Source organism: Arsukibacterium tuosuense, assembly GCF_900215315.1.
Lineage (GTDB): Bacteria > Pseudomonadota > Gammaproteobacteria > Enterobacterales > Alteromonadaceae > Alishewanella > Alishewanella tuosuense.
Window position 1 is genome coordinate 375472 of record NZ_OBEB01000001.1, and the last position, 16061, is coordinate 391532.

Annotated in this window: 11 protein-coding genes; 1 reads left to right on the forward strand and 10 read right to left on the reverse strand. The window is 47.5% G+C overall.

The genetic code is table 11. The features are described from left to right. Nucleotides 1-9: 9 nt before the first annotated feature. Together CRO03_RS01750 and CRO03_RS01755 are read right to left on the reverse strand one after the other, a co-directional pair. Nucleotides 10-633, reverse strand: coding sequence for a LysE family translocator (locus CRO03_RS01750; RefSeq protein ID WP_097109841.1), 624 nt, complete (start codon nt 631-633; stop codon nt 10-12). Between the two features lie 24 nt (nt 634-657). Next, on the reverse strand, nt 658-1512 hold the full coding sequence (locus CRO03_RS01755; RefSeq protein ID WP_170948911.1) for a type 2 periplasmic-binding domain-containing protein: 855 nt from the start codon (nt 1510-1512) through the stop codon (nt 658-660). A gap of 295 nt (nt 1513-1807) precedes the next feature. On the opposite strand from CRO03_RS01755, the gene CRO03_RS01760 reads away from it, so the two are divergent. Further along, nucleotides 1808-2002 carry a DUF3185 family protein gene (locus CRO03_RS01760; RefSeq protein ID WP_097109843.1) on the forward strand — a complete coding sequence of 65 codons (195 nt, stop codon included), beginning with the start codon at nt 1808-1810 and terminating at the stop codon, nt 2000-2002. A gap of 71 nt (nt 2003-2073) precedes the next feature. On the opposite strand, the gene glnS is transcribed toward CRO03_RS01760, so the two are convergent. From glnS to CRO03_RS01800, 8 genes are all read right to left on the reverse strand, one after another. Further along, the gene (gene glnS, locus CRO03_RS01765) at nt 2074-3738 is read right to left on the reverse strand and encodes a glutamine--tRNA ligase (protein WP_097109844.1); all 1665 of its coding nucleotides are present in this window, start codon (nt 3736-3738) and stop codon (nt 2074-2076) included. A 132-nt stretch (nt 3739-3870) separates the two neighbouring features. Beyond that, nucleotides 3871-5505, reverse strand: a complete 1635-nt coding sequence (locus CRO03_RS01770) for a tryptophan halogenase family protein (protein ID WP_097109845.1) — start codon at nt 5503-5505, stop codon at nt 3871-3873. 36 nt (nt 5506-5541) lie between these two features. Further along, on the reverse strand, nt 5542-6330 hold the full coding sequence (locus tag CRO03_RS01775; RefSeq protein WP_097109846.1) for a hypothetical protein: 789 nt from the start codon (nt 6328-6330) through the stop codon (nt 5542-5544). A gap of 150 nt (nt 6331-6480) precedes the next feature. Further along, a complete protein-coding gene (locus CRO03_RS01780; protein WP_097109847.1) occupies nt 6481-9426 on the reverse strand; it encodes a TonB-dependent receptor domain-containing protein in 2946 nt (981 codons plus the stop codon). Nucleotides 9427-9661: 235 nt separating this feature from the next. Further along, nucleotides 9662-10534 (reverse strand): succinate--CoA ligase subunit alpha, encoded by an 873-nt coding sequence (gene sucD / locus CRO03_RS01785; RefSeq protein ID WP_097109848.1) that lies wholly within the window; start codon nt 10532-10534, stop codon nt 9662-9664. Nucleotides 10535-10544: 10 nt separating this feature from the next. Beyond that, the gene (sucC, locus tag CRO03_RS01790) at nt 10545-11711 is read right to left on the reverse strand and encodes an ADP-forming succinate--CoA ligase subunit beta (protein WP_019675590.1); all 1167 of its coding nucleotides are present in this window, start codon (nt 11709-11711) and stop codon (nt 10545-10547) included. A 147-nt stretch (nt 11712-11858) separates the two neighbouring features. After that, the gene (gene odhB / locus CRO03_RS01795; protein ID WP_097109849.1) at nt 11859-13094 is read right to left on the reverse strand and encodes a 2-oxoglutarate dehydrogenase complex dihydrolipoyllysine-residue succinyltransferase; all 1236 of its coding nucleotides are present in this window, start codon (nt 13092-13094) and stop codon (nt 11859-11861) included. A 67-nt stretch (nt 13095-13161) separates the two neighbouring features. Beyond that, on the reverse strand, nt 13162-15972 hold the full coding sequence (locus tag CRO03_RS01800; RefSeq protein ID WP_097109850.1) for a 2-oxoglutarate dehydrogenase E1 component: 2811 nt from the start codon (nt 15970-15972) through the stop codon (nt 13162-13164). Nucleotides 15973-16061 lie beyond the last annotated feature (89 nt).

Genomic DNA, 16061 nt, shown 5'->3' on the forward strand with positions numbered 1-16061 from the left:
TTAGCAGGCTTAACTCACTGCTGTGAAGTAGTAACGCCAAATCTCAATAATCACCGGAATCACCGACAGCAGCAGAATCAACCCCATAAAAATGTTAAACATTCGCTGAAATAGTGGCTGTGTCAACACCTTACGTAAGCCGGCACCAAATACCAGCCAAATACCAACACATGGAAACGCTACCAGTAAAAAAGCCAGGGTAATCATCATTACCTGATACCAGTACACTCCGGTTACTGAAGTAAATGCTGCCACCGCACCAGATGCCATAACCCAGGCCTTACCATTAACCCACTGGAACAAGGCTGCCTGTAAAAAACTAAAAGGTTTACTTTTACCGGTAGCAATAGTCTCGGGCCGGGCACTGGCAATGCGCCACGCCAGCCAGATTAAATAAACTGTGCCGGCAATTTTAATCAACTGATGTAAATGAGGATAACGGTCAAAAATCACACCGAAGCCTAACCCGACCAGCAACACCATCAGCGGAAAACCGAGGCATATACCTAACCAGTGCGGCACACTTTGTTTAATTCCGTAATTAACGCCGGAAGACATGATCATCACGTTATTGGGTCCGGGCGTTATTGTGGTAGAAAATGCAAAAAACAACACGGCAAAAAACAATTCCATACCTGACCTCTGATAAGCATTAACTCACTTTGGAGGATGATACCAGAGTCGATGGTCTTGCAACGGAGTTTGTGCCGGTAATAACGGATTTTCCAATTCGATAAGTTGCCGTTGTTGCAGTTTTAGTTCTGCCAGCTGGCCTGCAAAAAAATGCTGAAACAATTGTTCAAAGGCGCCATCGGCCAGCATTTTCTCCAGCCCTTGCCTGATATCCCCTGCCAGTTTTTCATTGTCTGATCTGACAAAAAAATAGCTGGCTGCAGGGTAATGAATTAACCAGTTCTGTTCAATCACGATACTTTGTGGCGCCAGTATCACAGCTTCATCGGTTATCTCCAGCACATTGCGCGGTACCGCATCAACCCGGCGCCGCTGCAACATCGAAAACAGATTTTCATACCGGGCCGCATCCATTACTTTAAAACCGTTTAAACGCAGAATTTTAGTGTCTACCCAGTCGTGCCCCTGAGCGTACAGTAAACGTCGGATTGTGACAGCCGCATGCCTGGCAGCAAAAGCGTCGTGGTTATCCTGATGAATTAATGACACCCGGTAGCCACTTAACCCTCTGAAGATTGGGATGCGGATAGGTAATAGCTCCAGCTCCCGTTCAATTGAGGTCATGGTCCAGAGTACTTCAATTTCCTGGCCTTCACGCAAGAAAACCATAGCGCGCGATTTTGACATCGGTTCATCCGAGCTTTGTAACTGATAACGGGTGTCAGCGTAAGATAATGCCTGCTCTAACAAAGCCAGCGGGTATACGGAACGCGGATCCTGTTGATTGGCTATCGCAGGGTAACGCACTGATTCTGCTTTTGCATAAAAGCCAGTTGCTATCAGTAATCCAAACAGTATAAGACCAGACATTTTTGCCACAGTGTTCTCTCCGGGTTCCTGTACTGACTTCAGCAGCAATGGTGTTGTTGGATAATATGAAGGTACAAAGTGTAACAATGATTAGATCATACTGCCCAACTAAACTGTGACAAAACAATGATATTTAATACATTCTATTCGCTGCTTCGCCCTGCTGGCGGGCCGGTAACAAAGAGCCCGGAGAGCACCAGTCTGAAGCCTGGTTTTATTTCCGGATTTTTTCATTTAAATAACATACTGATTTGCTTTCATTAAATTTTTAGCTAGACTGGTGTGGATAACAAAGGAGAACGTTATGAATAAAATTATTGGTTTAGCGTTATTAGTTGTGGGTGCGGTACTACTTTATTTTGGTTACAACGCATATAACTCTGCTGCCTCTGAAGTGACAGAGTTTGTAACAGGCAGCCCGACAGACAATGCAGTCTGGTATCTGGTTGCCGGTGGTCTGGCTGCCATAATTGGTATTGGTGTGCTGCTTAAAAAATAAGTCACTACGCTAATATATTAAATAACAAAGGCCACCTAAGTGGCCTTTGTCTTAATTACACGTTGTAGCGCTTACTCTTCAGATTTACCCCAACTGTCCCGCAGCCCGACAGTGCGGTTAAACACCAGCTTGTCAGCAGCAGAGTCACGGTCAGCACAGTAGTACCCTTCCCGTTCAAACTGATAAGCCTGCTCAACTTTTGCAGTGGCCAGCGAGGGCTCAGCATAGCCGTGCTTAACCACCAGCGAATCAGGGTTAATCACTATCAGGAAATCTTCAGCTGCCGCAGGATTTGCCACACTGAACAAGCGGTCATACACCCGGAACTCTGCCGGCAATGCATGCGCAGCCTCTACCCAGTGAATAACGCCACGTACTTTGCGGCCATCGGCCGGGTTCTCGCCCAGCGTTTCCGGCAAATAGCTGCATTTTAGCTCGACAATATTACCGTCGGCATCTTTCAGCACTTCGTCCGCATGAATAACGTAAGCATTGCGTAACCGCACATCGCTGCCCAGCACCAAGCGCTTATACTTTTTGTTCGCTTCTTCCCGAAAATCAGCCCGGTCAATAAACACAACCGGCCCAAATGGCAACTTGCGGCTGCCCATGCTGTCATCTTTCGGATGGTTGGGTGAATCAAGCCACTCAATGCCGTCAGCCGGATAATTAGTAATGGTTACTTTCAGCGGATCTAATACCGCCATTGCCCTTGGCGCTGCTGTATCTAAATCTTCGCGGATACAGGCCTCGAGAGCACTCATTTCAATGACATTGTCTTGCTTGGTTACACCGATGCGTCTGGCAAACTCACGAATGGAACCCGGCGTGTAGCCACGGCGGCGTAAACCGGCAATGGTTGGCATTCTTGGGTCATCCCAGCCATTAACCACTTTTTGCTCTACCAGCGTTTGCAGTTTACGCTTACTCATAACTGCATACTCCAGATTTAAGCGCGAAAACTCAATCTGTTGTGGGTGGCATTTGATACTGATGTTATCCAGGATCCAGTCATACAAACGGCGGTTATCCTGGAATTCCAGGGTACAAAGGGAATGGGTGATCCCTTCCAGCGCATCCGAAATACAGTGAGTAAAATCGTACATTGGATAAATGCACCATTTGTCACCGGTTTGATGATGATGGGCAAACTTTACCCGGTAAATAACCGGGTCGCGCATACACATGAAGCTGGAGCTCATGTCAATTTTTGCCCGCAACGAACACTCGCCTTCTTTAAAACCACCAGCACGCATTTTCGCAAATAGCGCCAGATTTTCTTCTACAGAAGTATCGCGGGTCGGACTGTTTTTACCGGGCTGGGTTAAATTGCCACGATACTCGCGCATCTGTTCGTTGTTAAGAAAGCAGACATAGGCCAGGCCTTTGCTGATGAGTTCAACCGCAAAATCGTGTAGTGCATCAAAATAGTCCGATGAATAGCGAACCTCACCACTCCACTGAAAACCCAGCCAGTTTACGTCCTGCTGAATTGAGTTTACAAAGTCGATATTTTCTTTTTCAGGGTTGGTATCGTCAAACCGTAAATTACATTGTCCCTGATAATCGTCGGCAATACCAAAGTTCAGGCAAATAGACTTTGCATGGCCAATATGTAAAAAGCCGTTTGGCTCAGGCGGAAAACGGGTGTGTACCGCGTTATGTTTGCCACTGGCCAAATCGGTATCAATAATTTGCCGGATAAAATTGCTGGGGCGATGTTCAACGTCCGCCATAATATAAAATGTCCTTGTTAAATCAGATAAAATAGATATCAATGGCCGGCATTATAACACTGCCAGTGACAGTAGCTATTGCCAGTTAGCCAAAAAACCGCCAGCCAGCAGCATTGTCGGCTTAATGTCTTGCTACACCCAGCCTTTTGGCCGGTATGCCGTTGGATATTGCGGCATATCCAACACCCGGTTTAACCAGATAGCATGTGGCGGCAGTTTCTGTCTGGCCATTTGCAGGCGCTGGATAATGGCTGGATGGACACCACTTGGCGCTAATTCAGGGCCATAGCGCTGCTGACACTCCTGCTCTAAAAAGCCCATGCCATATAATATGCACTCATAGCTTTCATGGTTCCATAAACCGCCGGTATCAACCGCTGCCCGGCTATCTGCTGTTTGTGACGATGTGGTATCTGTGCCTGAGGTCGCCATCCCCGGGTACCACTGGTCCTGAAAATCATGGGCACTTGGCGGTTTAATCCGCCAGAATGCCAGTTTTGCTTTTAACCGCTCGGTTATCCGCTCTGGTTTTTGAACTTCCCGCCAGAATGCGGTATCTGTGCGTTTGGTCATGCAGTAATGCATATTGATAAAATCAAGAACTTCATAAAAACGATTTGCCATCAGCCGGTTATAACGGCCCGCTAGTACCTGCATACTGTCATCGTCATACGGAAAGTGTTCTGCCAGCAGCACGGCCCCAAAATCACTCAGATACAAACCGGTAGACTCCAGTGGCTCAATAAAGCCGCCCGACAAGCCGATTGCTACACAATTGCCGCGCCAGTTGCCCTGGCGCCGGCCGACCTTAAAATCAACAAATCGGGCCGTCAGACCCTCGGTACCCGGCCCCTGATAGGCCCGCATTTCCTGCTCCGCTTGCTGTTTACTGATAAACTGACTGGAATGGACATAGCCTACCGAGCGTTGGTTTTGCATCGGAATATCCCAAATCCAGCCGGCAGACAATGCTGTCGCTGTGGTATAAGGCCTGACCATGCCAGGGTAGAATTTATCATAAGGTAAATGCATGATAACAGCACGGTCACACAACAACCACTGCGAGCAGTCTTCAAAGCCGACGCCCATCTTTTCTTCAATTAGTTTGGCTTTAAAGCCGGTGCAATCAACAAACAAATCTGCAGTAAGCCGCTGCTGCTGATCGGTTATAACCGCAACGATCTTGTCATCCCCCTGCATTTCAACGTCTGTCAGGTTTGCCAGGGTGTGCACTACGCCACGCGCGGTAGAAAAATCCCGCAGGTAGTCGGCAAATTTCTGGGCGTTCATATGATAGGCATAATTAAGCGGCGAGCCCATATCCCATTTACCCAGCATCAACGGGGCAAGGCCCATTTCACAAATAATTGGCTGTGCTGAGCAGGTCTCCATAAATGGGATGCTGCGATCGCTTTGCAACCAGTCACTGCCTGCCCGGTCGATGGGTTGCACCCGCATACTGGTAAAAGGGTGATGGTAAAAGCTGTTGTCGTTATGCACCCAGTTACAATACTTTATCGATTGTTTAAAGGTAGCATCGGTCGCCTGCATAAACTCCCGCTCATCTACCCCGACCACCGCCAGCAAATGGCGCATTGACGGTATCGTCGCTTCACCTACTGAAATTCTCGGGATATCGGGTGACTCCAGCAGTTCAATCAGCACATTCTGTTCGGTGCCCTGTTTGTTAAGCGCCCCATTCAGATAGGCGGCAGTCATCCAGCCAGCTGAACCACCACCGACAATCAGTACTTTTCGTTGTTGCATTGTGTGCTCCACGACAAGTTGCTTATTATTATATGTTTAGAAGTAACCCAGTAAACGACGCAAACCCGGCGCTGCATATTCAACCAATTGCTTTTGCATATCGGGCAATACTGAGGGTAACTCAACTTTTTGTCCGGCCAGATTTTCGCGGTAGGTACCGCTTTGTTCTTTATCAGCGCCGGCTAAAACACGCTCCCGCCAGTCTGCTGGTAGCTCAGCTAAGCCCAGTGGCTGCAACAAGTCCGTAAAAAAATCTTCTGCCTGCGGGGTGTCCAGTTTTTTCAGATGAGTAATCACATCCTCAAAGCGCACTAACTTGCTGCCAGTACCTAACCAGGCCACTGCGTTATGCGTGTAAATTTCATTCAGGGTCGGTGCTTTCTGGTAAATACCAAAAATCATCATATTCAGCATTTGCTCTATTGATACTTTGCCGCCTTTTAAATGATCCATCGAGCCCTGAAAAGTATCAGACAGAAAAAAACGCGCCCGGGCCAGCACCCAGTCGTAAGGGTCACGGACAATAACCAGTTGCCGGACATTTTTCAGGGCAATAGCTGAGCTGTCTGAAAACAATAAATGGCCCCAGCTAAGTTTCGGTTGCGCGGCGCTGAATGCGGCTAAATGCTGGTGCAAAATAGGAATTTGAATAAACTGCTGATCATATTGTTGTACTACCGGCACAAACATTCTGAATATATTTTTCAGCAAGTGGGTTCCGCATTTTGGTACGGAATTCAGGAACACCGGCTGTTTAAGCTCAGATTGCGAATAATTAGTATTAATATCATTTAACGTGTCGGGTTTGGCACGGATAGTAGGCATGTCACTCTCTTTTATTGTTCTTTATTTTTCACATTGAATCAGAGTAAAGCAACCAGAAAGGTTGAACTATGGTTTTACCCCGTTTGTGCCTGCGCTGTAAATAAAAATGCCGACTTGCGTCGGCATTTTTTAAGCTAACTCGAACTAGGATTAGAACGAATATGACACATTCATAAACAAGCGGCGACCTAACCAGTCATACTGACTGTAGAAAGCTGAAGTACCTAAACGGCTAACCCGCGCGCTAGCACTTACTTTAGGTGGCTCTTTATCAAACGCATTAGCCACACCAAAGGTGAAATCAATACCTGCATCGCTGAAGTCCTTAGTCACCGAGAATGCATGATAAATTACCGCATCAGCATCAACAACGATCCTAACGTCTTCACCACGATAGGTTGTGGTAATATTTTCACCATTTGACACTTCGCCTATGTAACGAGCTGTCCAGTTAAATGTCCAGTCTTCGTAGTCCAACGCAACTGATAAGTTACCCACATCTTCTGGACTACCAACCTCACCGGTTCTGTCTGTTGGTTCACTGGTCGCAAATAATTGCTCTGAAGCTTCTAACTGCCGGGTATGCTGATAGGTCGCAGTTAACTGGCCTATTGGCGTATCTGTGGTATAACCTAGTTGTAAGTCGATACCACGGTTAACCTGAGTGGCAATATTCAGGTAACCACCACGCACATCAGTTATTCTTAAATCAGTTGGATCACGATCAAACTGGCTGCAAAGTGGTTCAGTACCAAAAGTGTCTGAAATATAACAGTTACCGACAATCTGACCTGCACTTAAATTGGTCACCTCACCAGTTATTTCAATATTAAAATAGTCAATTGACGCACTGAAATCAGCAAACTCAGGTAACCAGACTAAGCCAATGGTCTTCGCAACTGAGGTTTCAGCTTCCAGCTGGCCCGCACCACCACCTGTGGTAACGGTAGCAGAAATAGCACCGCCACCGAAATCGGCCGGAATACCATCCGCCGCGCAGTTATCTGCCACTATCTCAAGAGTAGTCCCTGCTTCTAAGCCATCACCCCAGTTAATACAAGGGTCAATCGCCCGCTGGCCAACAAAACTGGTTTGGTTATTAAGATATAGTTCAAACAACGCCGGTGAACGGAATGAAGTACCACGCGATGCCCGCAGGCGGAAGCCCTGACCAATCTGCCAGTTTAAGCCGGCTTTATAAGTATTGTCACTGCCATAAGACGATACATCGGTATAACGACCGGAAACATTGAAATCCAACGCTTCTACCAAAGGCAGATCACGCAGCACCGGGATTTGGATCTCAGTATATACCGCCTTAGTATTATGTTTACCTTCGGTAATGCCAGCTGAAGTCTGGCCCCAGGTATTCGCACGCAGGGTTTCTACACCTGGGGTATCTTTAATTGAATCGCGCTGGTAACTGCCACCTAATACAACCCCAACAGGACCGGCAGGTAATTCAAATACATCACCGGTGATATAACCTTCCAGTGTCTGCTGTTTATAAACAGTATTACCTGTTTGCTCACCAAACAGGAAATCCCGTACTTCACCGGTGATATTACCGGCCAGGAACTGCGGGTCTAACCAGGGTACATCGACACAAGGCACACCACGAATAGGGGTCACTTCACCAGCACAAGAACCGGAAGCAAAGTTATATGGCGTAATGGCATCTTCGTAAATTAAATCCGACTGATAATCACCATCACTGTGGCTGTCCTGATAAGAAAGGTCCCAGAACCAGTTACCGAAGTCACCATTTAAGCCTAAGACAAAGCGACGATAATCAACAGTGATTTTATCACCTGAGTGATCGGTGATGGCCGTCGGACTTAACCACTGCGCCCCGGTCCAGCCGGCGCTTTGTGAGTCACCAGCGAAGAAGTCTTCGTTATATTTATAGCTCCAGAACTGGCGGTAACCGTTAGTCTTGGTAGTACGACGGTTTAGCAAGGCTTCACCGTACAACATAACGCTGTCGCTTAGTTCATAATCACCCTGAGCATAAGCAGTAATCAGCTCATTTTCCGGTGTTAACGTCTGCAAATCCTGAAATGGATGGTCAGCATTGGCTACCGCGTCAGAAGCGCGGTCATAGGCGACAGGGAACCAGCCTGGCGGCGTGACCATAAAGTCCGGATTAGTCGGATCTGACGCAAAACCCGGAATATAGTTAGCTAAATCACCATCGTAATCATACTGGGCCTTGGCACCAGCCGGCACGTTGCCTCCCTCTCCCTGGTAATCATATAACCAGACATGGCCCCACAATAAATCATTACAATGATAATTGCCGGTACGCGGATCAATCGGGTCTGCCCGCTCACCTGTTGCCGGGTCAAAAATATAACGCTCGGCACAATTAAAGAAACTGCGCTGGCCCTGAGCCAGCTCTTCCTGCATTTTATAATCGCCCACTACCCGGAACGAGCCGCGGCCAAAAGTCCGGCCATAGGTAGCATTCAACTGGTAGTTTTCACCACCACTTTCGCTCGGTTGTGAGGTATTGAAGTTTACTGAACTATCATCGCCTTTTTTGGTAATAATATTAATAACACCGGCAACAGCATCAGAACCGTATAACGATGAAGCACCATCTTTTAAGATTTCAATCCGGTCAATAGCTGATAGTGGCAGCACGTTCGGGTCAAATGAAGATACCTGACCGCGGGTACCGGCAGGGCCTGCCCGACGACCATTTAATAAGATAAGAGTACGGTTGGCACCTAAGCCCCGCAATGAAATGCTTTCAGAGCCGGTACCACCTTCGGTTACGAAAGCAGTTGAAGCTGCAGCAGTGATCTGGTTAGAACCCGCTGCCACTGTAGAGTTACGTAACAATTCACCCAGGTTGCTGATACCCTGGCTGGCCGCGACACTGGCGTTAATAACTTCAATCGGCGCGGCCTGATCCAGACCATCGCTACGAATACGTGAACCGACCACCTGAATGCGTTCGGTTTTCTCTTCGGCTTTTTCTGTCTCATCGGTCTGGTCCTGCGCTTGCAGACTGAACATTGATGATGCCAGTACGCAGCTGACGGCAAGTGACAGTGGTTTCTTCCTGGTAAATGGAGCAAAATTTTTCATATGGGCTTCCTGATAGTTTTCTTATTATATTCTTTATTATATTTTGCGGCGGCGACGGACAACGCAAATTTGCCAAAGTTCAACCGACACCTGAATCTATACTAGTGGCTGTCAGACGAATTGCAACGAAAAATTCAGCTTTGCCGGCCATTCAAACAGTAAAAGTTGCGATGTACCGGTAATTACCCATAAAAAAACCGCCCTCAGGCGGTTTTTTCAGAACAGGTAATGGCTGTTACCAACCAGTAAGTTCTTTCAGGGCCTGGCCGATATCTGCCAGACTTTTTACGGTTTTAACACCGGCATCTTCCAGTGCAGCAAATTTCTCTGCTGCGGTACCTTTACCACCAGAGATGATAGCACCGGCATGGCCCATCCGCTTACCTGCAGGCGCGGTAACACCAGCAATGTAAGAAACTACAGGTTTAGTCACGTGCTCTTTAATATAAGCAGCCGCTTCTTCTTCTGCAGAACCACCGATTTCACCGATCATCACAATAGCTTCAGTTTTCGGGTCTTCCTGGAATAACTTCAGAATATCGATAAAGTTTGAACCCGGGATCGGGTCACCACCGATACCAACACAGGTAGACTGGCCGAAGCCGTGGTCAGTAGTTTGTTTAACCGCTTCATACGTCAGGGTGCCAGAACGTGACACTATACCGACTTTACCTGGCTTGTGAATGTGACCTGGCATAATACCAATTTTACATTCACCCGGCGTAATAACGCCCGGACAGTTAGGGCCAATCAGGGTAACGCCTAATTCGTCACACTTAACTTTAGCGTCCAGCATATCCAGGGTAGGAATGCCTTCAGTAATACACACAATTAACTGAATACCGCTATTTGCCGCTTCCAGAATTGAGTCTTTACAAAATGGTGCAGGTACATAAATAACAGATGCCGTGGCGCCGGTAGCATCAACTGCTTCTTGTACTGTGTTAAATACCGGCAGACCAAGGTGCGTCTGACCGCCTTTACCCGGCGTTACACCACCAACCATCTTGGTACCGTAAGCGATAGCTTGTTCAGAGTGAAAAGTACCCTGGGCGCCAGTGAAACCCTGACAAATTACTTTGGTATCTTTATTAATTAATACGCTCATTACTTACCCCTTATGCCTTAGCCGCTGCTGCAACCACTTGCTTGGCAGCACTGGTTAAGTCTGTGTCAGCGATGATGTTTAAGCCGCTTTCAGACAGTACTTTCGCGCCCAGTTCTGCATTGTTACCTTGCAGACGAACAACGACAGGTACTTTAACGCCGACTTCTTTTACTGCGCCAATAACGCCTTCAGCAATCATATCGCAACGAACGATACCGCCGAAGATGTTAATAAATACGGCTTTAACCGCATCATCAGACAGGATAATTTTAAAGGCTTCAACTACCCGCTCTTTGGTTGCGCCGCCGCCAACGTCCAGGAAGTTAGCCGGTTGGCCACCGTGTAGTTTAACGATGTCCATGGTGCCCATTGCCAGACCGGCACCGTTTACCATACAGCCAATGTCACCACCTAAAGCAACATAATTCAGTTCCCATGACGCGGCATGCGCTTCACGTGGATCTTCCTGTGATGGATCCTGCATTTCTTTTAATTCAGGGTGACGGTACAGGGCGTTGCCATCAATAACCAGTTTGGCATCTAAGCAGTGCAAGTCGCCAGCCGGGGTAATAACCAGTGGGTTAACTTCTAACAAAGCCAGGTCTTTTTCCTGAAACAGTTTCGCTAAACCCATAAAGATTTTAACGAACTGATTAATTTGCTTACCTTCCAGGCCTAATTTAAAAGCAAGATCACGGCCCTGGTAAGGCTGAGCGCCAACCAACGGGTCGATAGCTGCTTTCAGAATTTTTTCCGGTGTTTCGTGAGCAACAGTTTCGATTTCCACGCCACCTTCAGTAGATGCCATAAACACGATGCGACGTGAAGCGCGATCGACTACTGCACCTAAATACAATTCCTGAGCAATGTCAGTACAAGGTTCAACCAGGATACGGCTAACCGGCTGACCTTTTTCGTCAGTCTGATAAGTTACCAGGTTCTTGCCAAGCCATTTCTCTGCGAAAGCCTTGATGTCTTCTTTGCTCTTAACCAGTTTCACACCGCCCGCTTTACCGCGACCACCAGCGTGAACCTGAGCTTTGACAACAAACATATCGCCGCCGATTTTATCTGCAGCTGCTACCGCTTCTTCTACAGTAGCTGCGGCGATGCCTTTAGATACAGGCAAACCATATTGGGCAAACAGTTGCTTACCCTGATACTCGTGCAAATTCATGGCTAATTTCCGTTCATTTGAATATGGAAGCTGCCCGTTATGGTGCAGCCTGATGTTTCGATCGGCGCATATTATAGTGCCAACCGGCGAAATACAAAATGCTGTTGTCGTAAAACAACAGCATTTTTGTGCACTTTTTCTGAATAATTAGATATCCAGTAAAATACGGGTTGGATCTTCCAGCAATTCTTTAATAGTTACCAGGAAGCCTACTGACTCTTTACCATCAATAATCCGGTGGTCATAAGACAATGCCAGATACATCATTGGCAGTATTTCCATCTTGCCATCGACTACCATGACCCGGTCCTGGATTTTATGCATACCCAGAATGGCAGACTGTGGTGGATTGATAATTGGCGTAGACATTAATGAACCGAAAACACCACCGTTAGTAATAGTAAAGTTACCACCAGTTAAGTCATCCATAGACAACTTGCCATCACGGCCTTTTAACGCAATCTCTTTAATTGATTTTTCAATTTCAGCCAGGTTCATCTTGTCACAGTCACGCAGAACCGGCGTTACCAGACCCCGTGGCGTTGACACGGCAATACTGACATCAAAATAATTATGATAAACAATGTCATCACCATCGATGGCAGCATTAACTTCCGGGAAGCGTTTCAGCGCTTCAGTCACCGCTTTAACATAGAAAGACATAAAGCCTAAGCGGATACCATGGCGCTTTTCAAACACATCCTGATACTGCTTACGCAAATCCATAATGGGCTTCATGTTCACTTCGTTAAACGTGGTTAACATGGCCGTAGAGTTCTTTGCTTCCAGTAAACGGTTAGCAATGGTTTTACGTAAACGGGTCATCGGCACCCGCTTCTGGCTGCGATCACCACTAACCGCGGCAGGCGCTGCGCTACCTGAGCTGGCTTTACTGCTGCCGGCAGCGACAAATTTTTCAACGTCTTCTTTGGTTACCCGGCCGCTTTTACCTGACCCTTTGATTTTGCTGGCATCTAAACCTTTTTCTGAAATCATCCGGCGCACTGACGGACTTAACGCGTCGTCGTTGCTATCATCTGATTTAGCATCAGCGCCGCTATCTGCTTTGGCATCTGCCTTTGCGTCATCTTTGCTGGCCGCTTTGTCATCTTTCTTAGCTGACGAATCTTCTTTCTTTTCGGCTGGTGCCGCACCAGCTTCCATTTTACCGATAACTTCTTCAGCTGTTACCGTTGCACCAGTGTCATGAATGATCTCACCCATAACACCGTCAGCCTGGGCAACCACTTCAAGTACAACTTTATCGGTTTCAATATCAACTAATACCTGATCGCGTGTTACGGCTTCGCCTGCTTTAACGTGCCAGGTGGCGATGGTTGCATCTGCAACAGATTCTGGAAGTACGGGTACTTTAATTTCCACTTTTTCACCTTTTTACCGGTTAGTCTTATTTCGTTCAACCGGCCCGTATTACGAGCCGGACAATTTGTTATTTAATGGTCAGGGCGTCATTAACTAAAGCTTGCTGCTGCTTATTGTGCACTGACAGATACCCTACCGCTGGCGATGATGATGCCTCGCGACCTGCATAAGTCAGATAGCCTGCTTTAGGAATTGCAGCGCGGAAATGGTGCTGGCTACAATACCAGGCTCCCTGGTTCTGCGGCTCTTCCTGACACCAGACGAAATCAGTAACATGCTGATACTGGCCAAGCACTTCCAGCATTTCGTCATGCGGGAATGGGTATAACTGCTCTACCCGGACAATTGCAACGTCAGTTTGTTCGCGCTTACGCCGCTCTTCCAGCAATTCGTAGTACACCTTACCACTGCAGAACACGACCCGTTTTACATCATCAGGCTTAATATCATCAATCTCACCAATGACGTTCAGGAACTTACCAGAGGCCAGCTCTTCCAGAGTTGAGGTAGCCTGAGGATGACGCAGCAACGATTTAGGCGACATGACAATTAATGGCCGGCGCATAGGACGCACAGTCTGTCGGCGTAACATGTTAAACACCTGAGCCGGCGTAGTCGGCACACACACCTGCATATTGTGGTCTGCACATAACTGCAGAAAACGCTCCAATCGCGCAGAGGAGTGCTCCGGCCCCTGACCTTCATAGCCATGAGGTAACAATAGCGTTAAGCCACATAGGCGGCCCCACTTTTGTTCGCCTGAGCTTAAAAATTGATCAATAACAACCTGGGCACCATTAGCAAAATCACCAAACTGGGCTTCCCAGATCACCAGTGCCCGCGGTTCAGCTGTGGCGTAGCCATATTCAATAGCCAGCACCGCTTCTTCGGACAGCGCAGAGTCGAAAATCTGAAATGGCCCCTGCTCTTCGCTGATCTTGTTCAGTGGTGTATAAGTACTGCCATCTTGCTGGTTGTGCAATACGGCATGACGATGGAAAAACGTGCCACGAGCCGAATCCTGACCAACAAAGCGGATCCGGCTACCTTCGGCTACCGTTGCTGCATAAGCCAGAATTTCTGCCATACCCCAGTCAATTTTTTTCTCGCCAGTCAGCATCAGCGCCCGGTCTTCGTAAACCCGGTTAACCTGGCGTTGTAATGTTATGCTGTCAGGCACCTTGATTGCTTTTTCACCGAGCGCAACCAGCTTTTCGACTGCCAGGCTGGCATCATAGGTTGCATCCCAGTCATGACCGAGGAACGGCGTCCAGTCGACAGAAGGTTCAGTCATCGGCCGCCATTCATCTACAACACAATCGCCTTTATCCAGGGCATCCCGATAGTCGCTGATCAACGCCTTCACGTCATCTTCAGTACAAACGCCTTCTTCAACCAGCTTGCTGGCATAAATTTCGCGCGGTGTCGGATGTTTCTTGATTTTCTGGTACATCAACGGCTGAGTTGCATTAGGCTCATCAGACTCGTTATGGCCATTACGACGGTAACAGAACAAATCAATTACCACATCGCGTTTAAAGGTATTACGATAATCTACCGCTAATTGGGCGACAAATACCACCGCTTCAGGGTCATCACCATTAACGTGAAAAATAGGTGCCTGCACCATTTTAGCGATATCAGTACAATAGGGTGTTGAGCGGGTATCATCCGGATTTGAGGTAGTAAAGCCCACCTGGTTGTTAATCACCACCCGTACTGTGCCACCCACTTTAAAGGCGCGGGTTTGTGAAATGTTGAAGGTTTCAGCAACCACACCCTGACCGGCAAATGCAGAATCACCATGAATGGTAATCGGCAACGCCAGTGAGCCATCAGTACAACCACGACGGTCTAAGCGTGCGCGCACCGAACCAATCACTACCGGATTAACAATTTCCAGATGCGATGGGTTAAACGCCAATGCCAGATGAACGTTGCCGCCTTTGGTTTCAAAATCAGATGAGAAACCCATATGGTATTTCACATCACCGGCACCAACCACTTCATACTTACCGGCAAATTCGTCAAATAAGGTAGAGGGATTTTTACCCAGCACATTAATTAAGGTATTAAGACGGCCGCGGTGTGCCATGCCAATTACAGAATCTTTTGCGCCCTGCTCGCCGGCGCGGTGGATCATCGCTTTAAGCATCGGGATCATGGCGTCGCCGCCTTCCAGACCAAAACGCTTAGCACCCGGGAATTTAGAGCCTAAATATTTTTCCAAACCATCGGCTGCAACCAGACCTTTCAGGATATGTAGCCGGGTTTCTTTGTCAAATACTGCACCTGACTGTGTACCTTCAAGCCGTTGCTGGATCCAGCGTTTTTCGTCAGTCGACACGATATGCATGTATTCAGCACCGATAGAACCACAATAGGTTTTTTCCAGTGCTTTATGCAAATCGCCTAATTTCATCGTTTCCTGACCACTGGCGAATGATCCAACATTGAACTCGGTATCGTAATCAGCTTCAGACAAGTCGTGATAGGACAATTCAAGGTCGCGAACCCGTGGTTGCTGCCACAGATTTAACGGGTCAAGGTTGGCGTGTTGATGCCCCCGAAAACGATAAGAATTGATAAGCTGCAACACTTTAACCTGACGTGTGTCAGTAGCATTGCCAGTATTAACAACCACCACTTCGCGATGTTTGTTACGGGCTAAATCGGCAAATTGCTGACGGATATCAGCATGTCGAATTTCAAGATCGACCCCATCGATTTTTGGTAGACCGGCGAAAAACTCTCGCCATTCGTCACCAACACTGGTGGGCTCTGCTAGGTAGGATTCATAGAGTTCATCCACATAGGCCATGTTACCACCGCCAAGATGTGAAGACTCTAACCACGCCTTCATTACACCTTCGTGCATTTAGTTTCCCTTATTTCTGAGCACCTGGAAAAAAGTAGCAAAAAAACCGTCATTTCGCTCGCGAAATGGCCGGTTTTTCAAACATTAAC